The following is a 16,911-nucleotide window of genomic DNA, read 5'->3' on the forward strand; positions in this document are numbered from 1 at the left end:
CATGGCACGCGTTACCGTTGAAGATTGTTTAGAAAATGTCGAAAACCGTTTCAAACTGGTATTACTGGCCAGTAAACGGGCCAGACAATTGGAAAAAGGCGCGGACGAGTTCGTCCCGCGCGGTAAAGACAAGGATACCGTCGTGGCCCTGCGCGAGATCGCAGCCGGTTTTGTATCCGAAAGCAATGTCGACAGTCTGCATCGCGCCGGCTACGTTTCGGAAACCCATATCGAAATCTAAAGTCCATGCCCGAGACAGCCGCCAAACCCGCCCCGGCCCTACCCGCGATAGAGCATCCCGAAGAGAAACTGCTTCACCAGCTCTGCGAGGGCCTACGCGGCTATCTCGATGCCGACCAAGTCAACGACGTCGTCCGCGCCTACCATTACGGTGCGGCGGCACATTCCGGACAATTTCGCCGTAGCGGCGAAGCCTATATTTGTCATCCGGTTTCGGTGGCGATCACGCTGGCGAGCATGCACATGGATGTCCACGGCATCATGGCGGCGATCCTGCACGATGTCATCGAAGACACGCCGATCAGCAAGGAACAACTCGGTCTACAATTCGGCGTCGAAGTCGCCGAACTGGTGGACGGCGTCACCAAATTGTCCAAAATCGATAGCCGCTCGCGTGCCGAAGCTCAAGCCGAAAACGTCCGCAAAATGTTTCTGGCAATGGCTCAGGATTTGCGCGTCATTGTCGTCAAGCTTGCCGACCGGCTGCATAACATGCAGACCATGGGCAATATGCCCTCCGACAAGAAACGCCGGATCGCCAAGGAAACCCTGGAAATCTACGCCCCGATCGCCAACCGACTCGGGATGAACGAGATCCGCCATCAGCTTGAATCGCTGGGGTTCAAGGCGCTCCACCCTTACCGTTATTCGGTGATTTCCAATGCCGTCAAAAAATCGCGCGGCAATCGTAAGGAAATCATCGACACGATCCAAAACGCGATCCAAAATCGCTTAAACGAAAGCAGTCTTAGCGCCACCGTGGCGGGCCGCGAAAAAAATATCGCCAGCATTTACCAAAAAATGCTGAACAAGCGCATCTCCTTCACCGATGTGTTCGATGTCTACGCCTTCCGGATTTATTGCGCCCAAGTCGACGACTGCTATCGGGCGTTGGGCTGCGTGCACAACCTTTACAAACCGGTGCCCGGCCGCTTCAAGGACTATATCGCCCTACCCAAGGCCAACGGCTACCAATCGTTGCACACGATTTTAATAGGACCCTACGGTGTGCCGATCGAGATTCAGATTCGCACCCACGACATGCACCGCATGTCCGAATCCGGGATCGCCGCGCATTGGCTGTACAAGTCGGATAAGGACAAAAGCGAGACGATTCAAGCCCGCGCCAACGAATGGTTGCGCGATTTGCTGGAAATTCAAAAGTCCGCCGGCGATTCGCTGGAGTTCATCGACAACCTCAAGGTCGATCTGTTTCCGCAAGAAGTCTTCGTGTTTACGCCCAAGGGCAAGATCATCAAACTGCCGCGCGGCGCAACCATCGTCGATTTCGCCTATATGGTGCATACCGACGTCGGCAATGCCTGCATCTCGGCCCGGATCGACAAAAAGCTGGTACCGCTGCAAACCAAGCTGGAAAACGGCATGACCATCGAAGTCATCACCGCCGCCTGGGCCCGCCCCAATCCGTTGTGGCTGAACTACGTCACCACGGCCAAGGCCCGCAGTTGTATTCGCGCCTATCTGAAGAACTTCAAACAACAGGAAGCGATCAACCTCGGTCGCCGCCTGCTGGAAAAAGAACTGCAAAGCATCGGCATCCAGCTCGAACAGGTCGATAACAGCCGAATTCTGCAAGTGTTGCAAGTCTTGAAAAAGCACTCGTTGAACGACTTGCTGGAAGACATCGGTCTCGGCAACAAAATGCCGTTCCTGGTCGCGAAACACATCGCCCAAACCGACGTCAACGCCGCGGTCAAGCTGCACGACAACGTGCCCAAGGCCAGTACGCCGCTGATCATCAAAGGCACCGAAGGCATTGTCGTCAGCCTGGCCAAATGTTGCCGGCCAATCCCCGGCGATCCGATCATCGGCTTCTTCAATCCTGGCAAGGGCATCGTCGTTCATCACCACGAATGCCGCAACAGCAACGAAGTCAGAAAAAACAAACCAGTTGGCTGGACGTGGAATGGAGCCCGGAAGCCAGCGGCGAATTCCCGGCCGAGATCCGCATCGAGTTATTGAACCAACGCGGTTCGCTAGCGACGATCGCCTCGACGATATCAGGGATGGACTCGAACATCGAAAACATCACCGTCGTCAGCCAGGACGATCGAGTGTCGGTCGACCTGCTGATCCTGGCGGTGCGCGACCGGGTCCATCTGGCCAACATCATCCGCAAACTGAAAAAACTTTCCATCGTTTTAAAAATCACCCGCATCAAGGCCTAACATGAGCAAGGAAATCATCTCCACCCCGAATGCCCCGCAAGCGATCGGCACCTATTCTCAAGCCGTCAAAGTCGGCGATACCGTTTACCTGTCCGGCCAGATCGCTCTCGACCCGGCCACGATGCAAGTGGTCGAAGGCGACGTCGCCGTCCAAATCCGCCGCGTGTTCGATAATCTGCAAGCCGTCGCCCAAGCCGCCGGCGGCGATCTCGGCGACATCGTCAAACTCAACATCTTTTTGACCGACCTCGGCAACTTCGCCACCGTCAACGAAATCATGGCCGAATATTTCAGCCAACCCTACCCCGCCCGCGCCGCTGTCGGCGTGGCTTCTCTACCCAGAGGCGTCGGTGTTGAAATGGATGGCGTGATGGTCTTGGCTAACTGATCATTCATCGCCGCGCTACCACATCCGGCGCGCGAACTCGGTGCCGACTTGCAGGCGCGGGCCTTCCCCTCGGTCTTACGCTTTCCGCTTAGGCCAATCCAAGACCAGGCTTTATCAAAGGAATCCAGGCGAGGACTCCAGAAACAATTCGGTGCGAGAGACCTCGGTTTTACCGATCTCTTTCAAGGAATCGGATCGCCACCGTCGATGCCTCCAGCAAAGGCCTGCCGATCCGTACCCTAAGTTTGAAACACCGACAGCACTTGCAAAAAGCTCGGTTCGGGCGAAGCCTGCAAATGCAGACGCTCGCCGGTAATCGGGTGCGGAAAATCCAACGCGGTGGCCGCGAGCATTAATCGCCCTTGACCGAAACGCTCGGCGAAATAACGGTTGTGGCGGCCTCGGCCGTGATTGGCGTCGCCGATGATAGGGTGACTGATATGTTTCATATGCCGGCGCAATTGATGCTTGCGACCGGTTTCCGGGCACAACTCGACCAGACTGTAGCGACTCGTCGAATGGCCTTCGATCTCAACCGGGATTTCCGTCGTCGCCAGGCGCCGGTAACGGGTGCGGGCTTCACGCTCGGGCTGCGACTCGCCTTTCCGCCGCCGGTCTTCCGGCTCGTCGCGTAAAGGGTGATCGATCAAGCCTTGTTCCGGCAACCAGCCGCGTACCATCGCCAGATAGGTTTTGGAAACCTGACCCGCCATCAGCGTTTTGCCTAAGACACTCGCGGTACTCGGGTCGCGAGCGAACACTAATAGACCGGAAGTGGGACGATCCAGCCGATGCACCGGGTAGACGTGCTCGCCGCCGTTCATCGCTCGTGCATATTGCAGAGCGAACTCGGTTTCGTGCTTATCGATGGGACTGCGATGCACCAGTAAGCCAGCCGGCTTGTGTACGGCCAACAGCCACGGGTCCCGGTAAAGCTCGGTTAGCGGATTACACTCTAACGACATCGACGATTCGCTGGCCGATGTTGATATAGCCTAATTCGAGCGCGGCGAACTAAGAAGAACCTTGCGCGCCGACACTCAACCCGGCTGGCCGTCCAGGCGCGGCGCGGTCAATATTGGCGCATAGTAAAACGCAAACAGCGAAAACGCCGCCAGCCAACAATAGGCTGATGCCATCACCAGGCCGCCGTACCAGGTCGGCACCAGTGCAGGGACCAGCACCCGGAACAAGGCCGCCAGATTGACGGCGATAAAGGCGATCGCAATCACGTTGGAGGCTTTCAAGGCGCGTCCGGTATGGCCGAGCGCGACCCTCGCCATCATGCCCAAGGTCAAAATCCCGATCCCGCCAACCGTGAATGCATGCAAGGCCAAGGCCGGGGCCACCCATTCAAACGCCGACAGCGCCACCAGAACGAAACCGACAATCACCCAAGCGTAGCCGATGTAGAGCACCCACAGCAGCGGTACATACCAGATACGCGGGTTGTACCAACCGGCGATGCGCAACAGGCTCAAAACCGCTGCCGCAAACGCCGCCGCCGCCAGAAACAGACCGGAAACGCCGATTAACAATAATAAAAATACCGCCGCGCCGGCCAAGATCGCCGCGATGTCCAAGGCCGGGCTACGAATGCAGATAACCCCCGACAAACCCCGTTCGGTAAAAAACGGGAACACCCGGCCGGCGATCACTAAAATCATCACGACCACCAGCCCGGCCATCAAATTCAGACCCTGCGCGGCTCCGGCGACAGACCAGCCCAGCACTTCGCCGTGTATCCAGGCATTCGCCAATGCCATCAGCAGCAGCAACGCGACGAACACCCCGTGTTTATATTGTCCGGTTTGCAAAATCGGTCGGGCAACGAAGTAAGTCAAAGCCGGTAGAAAACTCCAATCGACCGCCGCGATTAACACGTCCGGCAGCCATTCGGAATAAAACGGCAGCACCCTGCCGTACAACCACAGAAAACTCAAGGATGCCAATTGATCCGGGCTGACCGTCGGCCGCGAGGTCCAGTTGGCGACGGCGGTCAACAAAAATCCGGCGATCACTGCCGAGGTGTAACCCAGCAACATTTCGTGAGCATGCCAGAGCGTGCCTGGAAAATAGTGGTCGACATGCAGATTGCCGTTGGACATCGCGTTCCAAAGCCCAATCAAAGCCAGCGCCGATAAACCCGCCAACGCGAAAAACGCCCGAAAGCCCATCGCGAACAGCGGATAATCAAAAACCGGTTTGTTATTCATGCAAGCGCTCCTCCAGCCAATCGATTTCGTGATCCGAGAATCCGGCGATTATACGCACTTCTCGGTTAAACGGGCCCTTGGGCTTGCCTTGGTAATGCGTCAATAACAAGGTTTGGTAGTGCTGTTCCGGATTTAGTCCGCGTTCGGCCGACAAGCGCTTGAACCAATAGGAACCCCGCTCGACATGGCCGATTTCATCCTGGTAAATCCGCGTCAGAACGGCAACCCCCGCCACATCGCCCAATGCCTGAAGCTTGGCGATCATGCCCGGCGTCACATCCAGGCCGCGCGCCTCCATGCAACGCGGCACCACGGCTAGACGGGCCAGCACATCGCCGACGGTATCCTCCGCATGCGTCCACAAGCCCCGGTGGGCGGGCAAATCGCCGTAATCCACCGAATAGCGGCGCATGTGCTCGCGAATCATCGCGAAATGTTCGGCCTCCTCGGCGGCGACGGCCAGCCAATCCCGATAAAAATCGGCCGGCAGGCCGCGAAATCGGTAGACCATGTCCCAAGCCAGATAAATCGCGACGAATTCGATATGCGCCAACGCATGAAAGAATGCCGCCTTGCCCGCATCGGAATCCAAGCGCCGCCGCGGCATGTCGCGCGGCATCGCCGATATCGGCCGCGCCGGAAATTCGGTATCGGCCATCGCTCGAACTCGGCCGGTATCGTCAAAGGCCAGCGCCCCGGCGTCGCAAAGCTGCTTTGCGCGCCGTGTGTGGTTTAACTTGGCGGCGATATCGCCGTCGAACAAACAACGTTCGGCAATCTCGAATAAATTTTCCAATGTCTCTCCGGTACCGCCGGTTTTCGAAGACCGGAAATCGGCCCTAAAAGCGGTCAAACCGGAGATTTTAACGGATAGCGCCGCGCTCGGCGCCCGCTAAGGACAGACGATCGCGGTTAGAGGTGGAAATAGGCAATGGTTTTCTCGAGCGCGCCGGAAATACCCTCCAACTCCCGAGCGGCATCCGAAGTTTTGTGGACGGCCGTCGAGTTGTCTACCGTCATTTGGGCGATGCGCTCGACGTTACGGGCAATTTCGGAACAAGCGATGTTTTGCTCATGGATTGCGGCGGTGATTTGTTGAATGTGTAGCGCAACGTTCGCGGAGCTATTTTCGATCTCGTCGATCGACAAACCCGCCTGTCTAGCCAAGTCCGCGCCGGCATCCACCTGCGCCACTCCCGCCGACATCGTGGTCACCGCGCTTTGGGTGCCGCTTTGGATTTTCGCGATGGTTTGGGCGATTTCCAACGTCGAACGCGAGGTGCGTTCGGCCAACTTGCGTACTTCGTCGGCGACCACCGCGAACCCCCGCCCCTGCTCGCCGGCCCGAGCCGCTTCAATCGCGGCATTCAAGGCCAGCAAATTGGTTTGATCGGCAATGCCGCGAATCACGTTGACGATGGCAGTCACTTCATTGGACTGCTGTTCCAGGCTGGCGATAGCCGCGGCCGAATCGGCGACGGCGGCGGCGATGTTGGCCATTCCGGAGGCCGCCCGCAAAATCACCTCGCGGCCCGCGCTGGAAATTTGCTCGGTTTGGCGGCTGATTTCGCGGGCGGAACTGGCGCTGTTGGCGACTTCGCTGATACTGGCCGTCATCTGTTGCACGGCGGCGGCGGTCGTGTTGGCGGCTTCGCTCTGAACGTAAGAAGCCTTCGATACTTCATCGGCGGTCTCCGCCAATCGATGCGCCGCCAGCGCGGCCCGATGCGAACCTTGCTCGATCGCACCGACAATATCGCGCAATTTATCGCGCATGCTGGCCATCGACGCGACCACGCTAGCGGCATCTCCCGGCTTGACCGGAATCTTGACCTTTAAATTGCCGGCGGCGATTTGACTGGCGATGTCGCTGACCTCGAATGCTTCGCCGCCCAGCTTGCCGAGCACCCCGCGTACAATGAACACTGCCGTGGTCAGGGAGAACAACACCACCACCAAACCCAAGCCCAGGTTAGTCCATTTCAACCCGGCAAATTGCGCCAACATGTCCGCGATTTGCCTATCCATCTTGTCGGTCTGGGCGTCGCCGAGTTTGCCGATCAATCGAACGTATTCGCTAATGTTGCCGCGTAGCGTGTTGACCAGATACCGCTTGGCCTCGTCCGCCATTCCGGACTTCACCAACTCGACGTACTGTTTGCGATTGTCGGTATAGGTTTTACGAGCGGCGAGGGTCTCGGCCAGCAATTGCTTGTCCGCCGGATCGGCGACGGCAGCGTTCAAAAACTCGAAGCTGGCGGTGATACTCGCGCTATTGGCGGTCATCTCGTGGGTAATCGCTTCGATCTCGCCGGGATCGCTGGTTTCACCCAGTAACAGGGTATTGGCCCAGTTGCGCAACACGTTCATGCGAATGTTGTTGGCATGCGCCGTGGTCGGATACACCGTCTCCGAGATAAACTTGGCGCCGTCGCCCACTTCGCTGCTCTTGAAATGCGTCACGCCGACCATCGCGACGTTCAAAATCACGACTCCGCTGAGACTCCAGGCCAATAACGTGGCAATTTTCAAATTCGCCAACATATCTGCTTCTCCCTTATCAAGACGATGAGTGTCAGGGAAGTATAGACAACAAGCGAAAGCGTGGTTTCGTGAAGCGCGTTGACTGAATAGAGGGTCATCAAGCCGGCCGGGAAATATCGCCGACCGACACTGTTACGGGAACACGAGACCGGGAATTAGCCTGTACCAAGTACCCCGGCCGATCGGCAGGATTCGGATACTGGCGCCAAGCCCGTGTTATCGCTCGGCGCCTATCTGGAAGATGGACTTAGTGACTGCAACCGGCACCGTGAACATGGCCGTGAGACATTTCGTCGGCGGTGGCCGGACGCACATCGACCACTTCGACGTCAAAGGTCAAGGCCTCGCCCGCCAGCGGGTGATTGCCGTCTATCGTCACGTCGTCGCCGTTGATTTCGGTCACGGTGATGACGCCGGAACCGTAATTGACGTCGGCGTGAAATTGCATGCCCACTTCGACCTCCATGTCGCCGAACATGGTTTTCGACACGACTTGCTTCATTTCTTCTTGAATTTCGCCGTAAGCCTGATCCGGTGCTATCGTGACGTTGAATTTATCGCCGATTTGCTTGCCGGCCAACGCCGCTTCCAAGCCGGCAATGATGTTGCCGGCGCCGTGCAAATAAACCAACGGTGCTTCGCCGCGCGAACTGTCCAGCTGCTCGCCGTCCCGGTTGGTTAAGGTATAATGAAAGGAGACTGCGGTATTATTGGTAATCTGCATAAAGCGCCTTGATAGAGAAAAATTTGAAGGCGCCATAATATAACCTTTTCCCCGAAAATACATGTCGCGCTGGAGACCTCCTCGCCCTAAATCGTCGCCGTATATCACCGCCGCCGGCTATCAAACCTTGGAACTGGAACTCAAACAGCTTTGGGAACGGCGCAAGCATGTGACCGCCGCGCTGGCCGCCGCCGCCGCCGAAGGGGATCGCTCGGAGAACGCGGAGTACATCTACCGCAAGAAGGAACTGCGTGAAATCGATAGACGCATACATTATCTACAAAAGCGCCTGCCCGGCCTGACCGTGGTCGCCGAAAAACCCGCCCGCCAAGACCAAGTGTTTTTCGGCGCCTGGGTCACCTTGGAAACAATGGAGGGGGAAGAAATGACTTATCGCATCGTCGGCGCCGACGAAATCGACACGTCCGGCGGCTTGATCAGCCTGGATTCGCCACTGGCCCGCGCGCTGCTGAAAAAGCTGCTGGACGACGAGGTCGTGGTGCGCCATGCCGAGCAAGAAACCCGCTACTACATTACCGAAATTCGTTACTAAGGCCCATGAGCGCTCGCGCCGCTTGGTTACGTTTCAAGTTGTTGCTCGCCGCCGCCATATTGACCGTGCTGGACATCGGCCCGGTGCCGCTGTTCGGAATATTGATGATCTGGATCATCGCGTTTCGGCCGCGTTGGTTCAAAACCTTGCTGGACCGGGTTTACGAGACCTGAGCCATGCCTAAAACCGATCTCCCGCTATTCGTCTACGGCACCCTGCGCGCCGGCTGCGGCCGCGCCCACCACGATTTTTTAAGCGCCGCCACGGCTTTAGGCCCGGCGAGCCTGATTGGCGCGCTTTACGATGTAGGCGGCTACCCGGCCGCTGTCGCCGGCGACGGCCAATACCTGATCCACGGCGAACTTTACGATTTGCGCGGCGATACCGATCTGCTAGCCCGCCTGGATGCCTACGAGGAATGTTCCGCCGAATTTCCAGAACCGCGCGAGTACCGCCGCGAAATCGTCGAAGTCGCTCAACATCATCGCCTCCGCCCGGCCTGGGCCTATTTGTACAACCGGCCAACCCACGGGCTGCCCCGCATCGAATCCGGCGACTACCGTCAATATTTGACCCTATTAAATCCATGATTACCGTGATCCAACGCGTCCGCCACGCCGAAGTGGTCGTGGACGGCATCGAAATCGGCCGGATCGGCCCAGGCATCCTGGCCTTGGTCGGCGTCGAAAAGCCCGACACCCGAAAAAGCGCCGACCGGCTGCTGGAACGCATTTTAAGCTACCGGATCTTCGCCGACGCCCAGGGCAAGATGAACCTGAGCCTGCGCGACATCGACGGCGGCCTGCTGCTGGTGCCGCAATTCACGCTGGCGGCCGACACCGATAGCGGCAACCGGCCCAGCTTTACCGCCGCCGCGCCACCGGAACTGGGCCGCGACTTGTTCGCCTATCTGCAAGGTCGCGCGCGCGACCTCCATCCCGGCGCGCAATTTGGCCGCTTCGGCGCCGACATGCAAGTCTCGCTGACCAACGACGGCCCGGTGACCTTTACATTACGCAGCGCGGATAAGTCCGACCGATAACGATCACGCCCGCTCCAGCGTTACCGCCACCCGGCCGGGCAGCGCCTTCAACCTAGGGCAAGCCGGAAACCAATGCCGTGGTCACGATCGAAAGGCTGGTCCCCGCTACGGACTGCGGAACGCACGTCCCCTCCGTCGTCGTACCAACCACCACCGCGCAACACGCGCGCAACGTCCCGATCCGTCGGATCGAACAGCGGGTCGGTAACATCGTCGCAGCCCAAATCCTCCCGCCAGCCGTCCCGGCACCATTCCCAGACATTGCCATGCATTTCGTACAAGCCCCAGGCGTTGGCCGGCAGGCGTTTTACCGCCACGGTGGCTGCCCGATATTCGCCCTTTTCGCCGTTATTGAAGGGGTAATTGCCGTTGTAGTTGACTAGTCTTGGGCTGATAGCGTCGCCGAAACTGAACGGGGTTTCGGTGCCGGCACGGCACGCGTATTCCCATTCGGCTTCGCTGGGCAGCCGTGCTTGCAATCCGCCGATTTGCCGGTTTAACTGTTCTATGAAACTTTGCACCTCGTGCCAACTAACCATTTCGACCGGCTTGACGAGATCGTCGTTAAAAATGCTGGGATTCTCGCCCATCACCGCCTGCCAAAGGGCTTGGGTGCAGGCGGTGTCGGCCAACCAGTAGCCTTGGCTCAAGCCCACCCGGTGCCGGGTTTCTTTACGGTCACCCCAAGGCTCGCGCTCCGGCTCGTCCGGCGGCGATCCCATCCAAAAACTGCCCGGCAACAGCCAGCGGAAACGCTGAATGACGCCTGAATAATGCAACTCGGCAAACAAGCCGAACCCATCTTCGCCCCAGGCGCTGGCCCAAGGCGGCGGAAAGTTGGCGGGCAATAAGTGGTGGTCGTTGCTCATACGGTCTGTTCGAGTAACTGGTGGCTAGCGTAGCGGCCGGACAGCGCCTTCAACCTAGGGCAAGACGGAAACCGAGCTCAAAGTTACCGGAGTCTGGCTGGCTCCAGTTACGGCGCGAGGATCGCACGAACCCGCCTAGGCTGCGCCAACTGCCGCCGCGCCACACTCGGGCATCGTACCGATCAGGCGGATCGAACTGCGGGTCGGTGGCATCGTCGCTGCCAAAATCCCATCGCCAGCCGTCCCGGCACCATTCCCAGACATTGCCGTGCATTTCATGCAAGCCCCAGGCATTGGCCGGCAGGCTTTTTACGGCCACCGTGGTTGCCCGGAATTCACCTTTTTCAGCGCCGGCATACGGGTAGCCACCGTTGTAGTTGACTTGCAGTGGAGTAATGTTATCACCGAAACTGAACGGGGTTTCGGTGCCGGCCCGGCAAGCGTATTCCCATTCGGCTTCGCTGGGCAGCCGTGCTTGCAGTCCGCCGACTTGCCGGTTTAACCGTTCGATGAAACTTTGTACATCGTGCCAACTGACCCTTTCGACCGGCTTGATAGGATCATCGTTAAAACGGCTGGGATTCTTGCCCATCACCGCCTGCCAAAGGGCTTGGGTGCAGGCGGTGTCGGCCAGCCAGTAGCCTTGGCTCAAGGTCAACAAATGCTGTGTTTCACTATCGTCTCGTTCCGGCTCGGATGCCGGAGAACCCATCAAAAGACTACCCGGCTCTATCCAGCGGAAACGCTGCGTTACCCATGCGAACTGTAAATCGGCATACAAACCGTAGCCGTCCACGCCCCATTCGCTGGCCCAGGCCGGCGCGACGAAACGGTTGATCGCGATTTCCCGGCGGCCGGTATGCAGCCAAAGTTGTTGGTCGCTTGGGTCGCTGAATGGTATCGCGGCCGCTTGTAACAGCGGATCGGCCAATACAGGCTGCTCAAACCAATACCACGGCCGATAGTGCCGGGTTTGGCCGGCCGATTGCAGCGACCAGAGCACAACCGGTCTATCCAGTTTCAGGGTTAACAGGCGTTGCCGGCCCGGTTCGGCCGGGGCATCGGTCGTCCGCTCCAGCATCGCCAGCGTGCCGTCATGACGCCACAGCAGATCGACGGTTAGCGGGGCTATCGGCGGTTGACGTTGCAGCCAATCCGCGCCATTCAAAACAGCCGGCAAGGGCCGGCGATCCAAAGGCCGGTGGCGGCTGACCGCCACCGATAAGTGATTCAGGTAATCCTCGCCGGCCAGGCTGGCGGCGGCGTGCTGCAAATGATGGTCGGCGATGTTCAGCAGCAAATGCCGTTCGGCCGGCTGGTACTGGTCGCCATCCGGCGTTTGCAGGCTTTGGGTGAGTTTACGAAAAAACCGCCGGGCATTTTGGGCGTGCTCGGTTTCGGGTACCGCCGACTCCGCATTCACCAGGCCGCACCACAACAGGGTTTCTTCATGATGAATCATTTGCGGCAAGCCGGCATGGTAATCGCGCAGGCAGTCCAGCAAGCGTTGCTGTAACGCCGGTTCACGCCCGGAAAACTGCCGTTGCAGCTCGGCCGCCGCGATTTCGTTGACCGCGCAGGCGGTGGCGGCGGTGTTCAAGCGGGCGTCCAGCCAGACCGCGCCTTCCAGGCCGGCGTTATCGGCCTGCATCGGCAGACTGAGCCGCAATGCCCTGAGCAAGGCCGGTTCGGCGCGGGTCGCCATTGCCAGCCAGATCAGCAATAGCCGGTAAGCCGAGTCGGTGTCGTCCGGCGCGCCGGCTTGATGCTGCGGCGACAATTTGGCGATAGGCCGCAGACTGTTATCGGGGCCGAGGCGAAGCAAGGGCATCAGATTGGCGGTTTCCGCGACCAATTGGCCGTGCGCCAGCGGCGCGGCGATCAAACAGGCGATGTCTTGACGGCGCAAGCCTTGCAAGCGCCGCTGCCAGTGGTACCGGGCCGAGGGCCGGATAGCGTCGAGCATGCCCAGATCGCTGGCGATCAACAGGGTTTCGCCGCTGTCGGCGCTCGGCCAGGGCCGGGTTTGCCTGCCGCCGCTCGCCGGCCAGGCGTGTAGCCGTTCCGCGTCCGCGCGGTATAGCAGCGACACGCTTAACCGCCCTCTCAACAATGGCTGCAGATGGCCGGCCAGCCAGCGCCAGTCGTCCCAGTAGGGCGTCAGCCGGTCGGAAAAATCCAGAATCAAATGCAGTTTGGCCGGCCAGCATTGGCGGATTTGCCTAGGCAAGCGGCTGACCGGTTTGGCTTGCGCCAGTTGCCGGGTCAGGCTGACCACGTCCAAGCCGGCCGAATGGCGCCAGCTGACGGTTTGATGCAGACGCGGCCACAGCCGGGTCCACGGCACCAAGGGCTGAAACGGCGGCGCGGTCGCGTCCGCGTTCCAGGGCGCTTGGTCGGCATCGCTCAATACGCCGTAGTCGGTGGCCGCCGCCGGCTTTTGCCAGTCTTCGGAACTGGCGACGAGTTCCAAGCGTTGCGCATGCATGGGCCGGAACAGGCCGCGCGGTAATCGGGCCGTCCCGCCGTCTGAGATTAAGTGACTCTCAAAGCCGGTTCCGGTCAGAGTCCCAACACCGGGATCTACATTGACGCTTTTCGGCGAAAACTCGAAACCCAGCACCTCCGCCAGCGCCAGCAAACGTTCGTTATCCGCGTGCTTATGGTCCGCCAGCATTTGCAGCAAATCGGCGCGGCCGAGCGCGGATTGGTTGGCGATGTCTATCCGCATGGTGCTAAGGATTCCGCTAAAAATAACTTCCCGAAATGAATTTTCCCGCCAAACCGTTCGTGCTGAGCCTAGTCGAAGCATGAACGGTTTGGCGCGGTGGATGCCTGGATTTTCCCGTCCATCCTTCGACAAGCTCAGGACGAACGGGAAAATCCTTGTAACCCGAAACAGGGGAGTTATTTATAACCACATCCTAAGCGCTTAGCGAGGCGCTCTTGCGGTAGGCAAAGTCGCAGACCCGATCCAACCACTGTTGTTGTTGCGCGGGATCATTGCGCGCCAGGCTATCCAGACCGCGCAACAAATCCAGGTACTCCGCCAATCCCGGCAAATGGGCTTCGCCGCGCAATTGCGCTCTGTCGTCCATCAGTCGTTGCGCGGCTTGCTCGAGGAGGGTTTGTGCCATCGCCGGCCGGCCGTCGCCGGCCTGGGACGTATCGTCGGGATCGCGGTAATGGCTGCGCGCCCTAGCGATGAGCCATTGCTTGAAATCGGCATCCGCCGCCAACGGCAACACCAGGCAACGGCGCACGAAGGCCGCCGGCAATTCCCGGTCTTCGTTGGTGGTGATGATGATCAATGGTTTGTGCTGACGGGCTTTGACCTCGTAACCGTCTGCACACGGCAAGCGGAATCCGCTGTTGGCCAGCACTTCTAAAAGACTGTTGGGCAATTCGCTGTCGGCTTTATCAATTTCATCCAACAGCAACACGCAGCCCTTCGTTTGGGCGCGTTGAGCTTGCTGAGACACTTGGCCTGATTGATCGGTCAGTTCCGCATCCGGCCGCTGCGCATGGACTTCATGTTCGCTTAGCCATTGTTCAGCGCCCCGCCAATCGATAGACCACCATAGCGGGCCGGGGGCTATGTAATGGCTGATGACCTTGGCGCGGGGTTCTTGGGCCTGGGCATCGGCCAAGCGCGCGACCGCATCGAAGCGCCACAACAATTCCTGCGGCTCGCTACGGGCGGTAACGACTTCGTAGACGAAGGCGCGCTCGAACATTTGCGCCGCCGCCCGCGCCAGATCGCTTTTGCCGGTACCCGGCAAACCGCGCACCAGCAATGGCCGGCCGCTGGCCTCGGCCAGGCGGATGGCGTCCTGGCAGCGACCGTCCAGCAGATAATGGCTTTCGGGCCATGTCCCGACGGCCGGGAGATAATAGGTGACGGGGTCGGGGCGCTTGATGTCGGTCATGAGTTGTTAACTGAGCAGGGGAATAAGGATTTGACTGATTTTTTCGATGCTGCCGGTAATGCTGGCGATATTTTTAAAGCCCTCCAAGGTTTTTGCGGCGGCGGCCAGCACTGTCTTATTGGCGCCTTGCGGTTTGGCGATTTCGGATTTGACCGCATCGGCGGCGGCGGCGATTTCGGCATAGTGTTTTTTGCCGATACTATCGTCCTGGTCGGCTATCGTTTTGAGATTGGCTAGCTCATCAGTCAATGCTTGCTTGGTACTGTTATCGATCACTTGGCTGTTATGGTCGCCGACAATCGTTCCGGGGCTGGCGTTGACTACCGTGACGTTAATCGGATTCGCTGGATTGCTCATGTTGGTTTCCCGTGGCGGGGTTGGTTCAGGGGCCTGACTGTTTTGATGGGCTTTTGCATGGTCGAACAACATGCCGCGAATATCGTTTTCGCTGACGTGCAGGTACTCTTTTTCGTCGCCGGACCTGCCGTCGCCGTAAACAAAAACCGGCAGGTATCGACCAAACTGCTTCAGAAAATATTCGGCGACATCGGCGTTACTGAAAGGGTGTTTGTCCAAGTACTGTTGATCGATGCAAATGCCTTTCAGAGGACGGTCCTTGGGGGATGTGTCATACCGGCGCAAGCGTCCAAGCAACAAACCCATGGCATCTTCGCTTTCCGCGGCCGGATCGGCCAGTTTACGCAACAAAGCCTTGGCGATTTCCCGGCATTCGCGTTCTATGTTCCAGGTGCCGCTCGGCGGTTGATAATGGCTGTGATCGAAAATATCGGATTTCCGACAGCCGTTGCTGAATTCGCCATGCGCATAATCGGGAATCGTCGCTTGGTTGTGACGGCTGGCGGCCAACAAATCCAGGGTTTGGGTAAATTTGAACGGTACGCGGTTGATCGCGTCGGCGTTGGCCTCGTCTTTGCGCACCAACGTGTGTAGCAGATAGGCCAATAACTCTTCCGCATCCTGGCGATCGGTCCTATCTTGTAGGGCGTCCAGCAGATGCAACACTTGCCGCCGACGGCCTTCGTCGTCCGCTTGGTTGACCAAATAGGCCGCGAAGTCTTTGCAGTCCCGTGATGTGTTAGCATCGAAAAAGGATGTTTTGAATCCTGCATTGATGCGAGCCGCGTAATCGGCAACCAACGATTGCAAATCGTGGCGCCGCAATTGCTCGGCCAGCAAGTCGATGAGCGCTTGCCGCTGGTGTGGAACGTCGTGATTGTTTGCTTGCGCGGCTTCGCGAATTCGATCGGCTTTCGGCGGCTGGCCGTTTTGACTTTGAGAGTCGTCGGCACTACCGGTATCGGAGTTGTCCGAATCGCGGCCGAAGCCGCTCCGCCGAGTGGTTTCGTTATCCGGGGCGATCATCCTTACAGAATCGTTTGGAAGATCATTTTGAGGGGCTAATACAATGCGCGGGCCAATGGCCGGCTTCACGTTCGCCGGTTGATTGGTCAATACCCGATAGAGCTTTTGATAATCCGCCGGGATTCTATAAGTCGTGCCGCCTTTGAGTATCAGCGGCACGTGATCGATGCTGCCGTTGTCCGGTATCAGCGGCAAAAACTTGGTGTTTTCCAGAAATTGATCGTACAGCGTTTGGCTGATCAGCAAACCTTCGAAATTCACGCCCCTGCCACCTAATCTGTCGTCGCCTTTGAAACGTTTCAGATAAGTCTCGGTACAAATCACCAAAACAAAATCCGCCCATGCGATTTGCCGCTCCATCCAGCGTATCCAGCCCTCGGCTGGCGCACCGTTTAGGTATTGGTCGATTTCGCAATCGATACCCTCTTCGCATAGCTGGTTAGCCAGAGCCAGCACATCCGCCGCATGACCGGGCGAATCATGGCTGTAACTGATGAATACCTTGGGCGCGGTTTGTTGATCCAAGTACCAATCCTTTGTCGGTTGTGTTTGCTTGGTCCGACGGCGATGCCGGATGAGTTGACGGTTAATGCGGACTCGGATCGAATGCTAGCAAAATCGGTCCTGGTCCGCCAGACTCGCGGCCACCCAAAGCCCGTCAAACGACCATATCCTCAGACAATAGCGCCAATTGGCAAGCCAATGCCAGAGACCACTTTTGCCCCGGCGAATATCGCCGATCGGCGTGTGAGCGGCTTTAGCCGCGTTGGACAACATGCAAAAGGATGAAAGTCGCATAGACCTATAACCTCAATACGAAACTGCCCCCACTCT

Annotated in this window: 15 protein-coding genes and 1 pseudogene; 7 read left to right on the forward strand and 9 right to left on the reverse strand. The window is 58.5% G+C overall.

Annotation, left to right across the window (positions count from 1 at the left end; all coding sequences use genetic code 11):
* The first annotated feature begins 1 nt into the window (after position 1).
* The 3 genes and pseudogenes from rpoZ to ACP4CD_RS06010 all read left to right on the forward strand — a co-directional run bounded on the left by rpoZ (position 2) and on the right by ACP4CD_RS06010 (position 2,817).
* Complete coding sequence (rpoZ, locus tag ACP4CD_RS06000) at positions 2 to 241, forward strand: DNA-directed RNA polymerase subunit omega (protein WP_064031788.1); 240 nt, start codon at positions 2 to 4, stop codon at positions 239 to 241.
* Between the two features lie 5 nt (positions 242 to 246).
* Positions 247 to 2,429, forward strand: a pseudogene (locus ACP4CD_RS06005) (RelA/SpoT family protein).
* 1 nt (position 2,430) lies between these two features.
* Positions 2,431 to 2,817 carry a RidA family protein gene (locus ACP4CD_RS06010; RefSeq protein WP_064031790.1) on the forward strand — a complete coding sequence of 129 codons (387 nt, stop codon included), beginning with the start codon at positions 2,431 to 2,433 and terminating at the stop codon, positions 2,815 to 2,817.
* 239 nt (positions 2,818 to 3,056) lie between these two features.
* Here ACP4CD_RS06010 and ACP4CD_RS06015 read toward each other — a convergent pair whose 3' ends face one another.
* From ACP4CD_RS06015 to ACP4CD_RS06035, 5 genes are all read right to left on the reverse strand, one after another.
* Positions 3,057 to 3,782, reverse strand: coding sequence for a pseudouridine synthase (locus ACP4CD_RS06015; protein WP_426993918.1), 726 nt, complete (start codon positions 3,780 to 3,782; stop codon positions 3,057 to 3,059).
* A gap of 75 nt (positions 3,783 to 3,857) precedes the next feature.
* Positions 3,858 to 5,033: an NnrS family protein gene (locus ACP4CD_RS06020; RefSeq protein ID WP_426993919.1), complete on the reverse strand. Its 1,176-nt coding sequence runs from the start codon at positions 5,031 to 5,033 to the stop codon at positions 3,858 to 3,860.
* The gene (locus ACP4CD_RS06025; RefSeq protein ID WP_426993920.1) at positions 5,026 to 5,829 is read right to left on the reverse strand and encodes a ferritin-like domain-containing protein; all 804 of its coding nucleotides are present in this window, start codon (positions 5,827 to 5,829) and stop codon (positions 5,026 to 5,028) included. The genes ACP4CD_RS06020 and ACP4CD_RS06025 overlap by 8 nt, the downstream gene beginning before the upstream one ends.
* 116 nt (positions 5,830 to 5,945) lie before the next feature.
* Entirely contained in the window at positions 5,946 to 7,577 is a 1,632-nt protein-coding gene (locus ACP4CD_RS06030) for a methyl-accepting chemotaxis protein (protein WP_064031793.1), read from the reverse strand.
* Positions 7,578 to 7,824: 247 nt separating this feature from the next.
* Positions 7,825 to 8,301, reverse strand: a complete 477-nt coding sequence (locus tag ACP4CD_RS06035) for an FKBP-type peptidyl-prolyl cis-trans isomerase (protein ID WP_313728028.1) — start codon at positions 8,299 to 8,301, stop codon at positions 7,825 to 7,827.
* A 61-nt stretch (positions 8,302 to 8,362) separates the two neighbouring features.
* Here ACP4CD_RS06035 and greB point away from each other — a divergent pair, with 61 nt between their 5' ends.
* From greB to dtd, 4 genes are read left to right on the forward strand one after another with little or no spacing between them, the layout of a single operon-like run.
* Positions 8,363 to 8,854, forward strand: coding sequence for a transcription elongation factor GreB (greB, locus tag ACP4CD_RS06040; RefSeq protein ID WP_168030642.1), 492 nt, complete (start codon positions 8,363 to 8,365; stop codon positions 8,852 to 8,854).
* Positions 8,855 to 8,859: 5 nt separating this feature from the next.
* On the forward strand, positions 8,860 to 9,027 hold the full coding sequence (locus tag ACP4CD_RS06045; protein WP_426993921.1) for a hypothetical protein: 168 nt from the start codon (positions 8,860 to 8,862) through the stop codon (positions 9,025 to 9,027).
* Between the two features lie 3 nt (positions 9,028 to 9,030).
* Positions 9,031 to 9,444, forward strand: coding sequence for a gamma-glutamylcyclotransferase family protein (locus ACP4CD_RS06050; RefSeq protein WP_426993922.1), 414 nt, complete (start codon positions 9,031 to 9,033; stop codon positions 9,442 to 9,444).
* Complete coding sequence (gene dtd / locus ACP4CD_RS06055) at positions 9,441 to 9,896, forward strand: D-aminoacyl-tRNA deacylase (RefSeq protein ID WP_426993923.1); 456 nt, start codon at positions 9,441 to 9,443, stop codon at positions 9,894 to 9,896. The genes ACP4CD_RS06050 and dtd overlap by 4 nt, the downstream gene beginning before the upstream one ends.
* A 47-nt stretch (positions 9,897 to 9,943) precedes the next feature.
* Here the strand turns inward: dtd and ACP4CD_RS06060 are convergent, their stop codons facing one another.
* The 4 genes from ACP4CD_RS06060 to ACP4CD_RS06075 all read right to left on the reverse strand — a co-directional run bounded on the left by ACP4CD_RS06060 (position 9,944) and on the right by ACP4CD_RS06075 (position 16,602).
* Positions 9,944 to 10,765: a formylglycine-generating enzyme family protein gene (locus ACP4CD_RS06060; protein ID WP_426993924.1), complete on the reverse strand. Its 822-nt coding sequence runs from the start codon at positions 10,763 to 10,765 to the stop codon at positions 9,944 to 9,946.
* A 49-nt stretch (positions 10,766 to 10,814) separates the two neighbouring features.
* Positions 10,815 to 13,496: an SUMF1/EgtB/PvdO family nonheme iron enzyme gene (locus tag ACP4CD_RS06065; RefSeq protein WP_426993925.1), complete on the reverse strand. Its 2,682-nt coding sequence runs from the start codon at positions 13,494 to 13,496 to the stop codon at positions 10,815 to 10,817.
* 193 nt (positions 13,497 to 13,689) lie between these two features.
* Entirely contained in the window at positions 13,690 to 14,694 is a 1,005-nt protein-coding gene (locus tag ACP4CD_RS06070) for an AAA family ATPase (RefSeq protein WP_426993926.1), read from the reverse strand.
* A gap of 6 nt (positions 14,695 to 14,700) precedes the next feature.
* Positions 14,701 to 16,602, reverse strand: a complete 1,902-nt coding sequence (locus ACP4CD_RS06075) for an SEFIR domain-containing protein (protein ID WP_426993927.1) — start codon at positions 16,600 to 16,602, stop codon at positions 14,701 to 14,703.
* Positions 16,603 to 16,911: the final 309 nt, after the last annotated feature.

The sequence above is a fragment of the Methylomonas stagni genome (assembly GCF_050154735.1).
Classification (GTDB): domain Bacteria; phylum Pseudomonadota; class Gammaproteobacteria; order Methylococcales; family Methylomonadaceae; genus Methylomonas; species Methylomonas koyamae_A.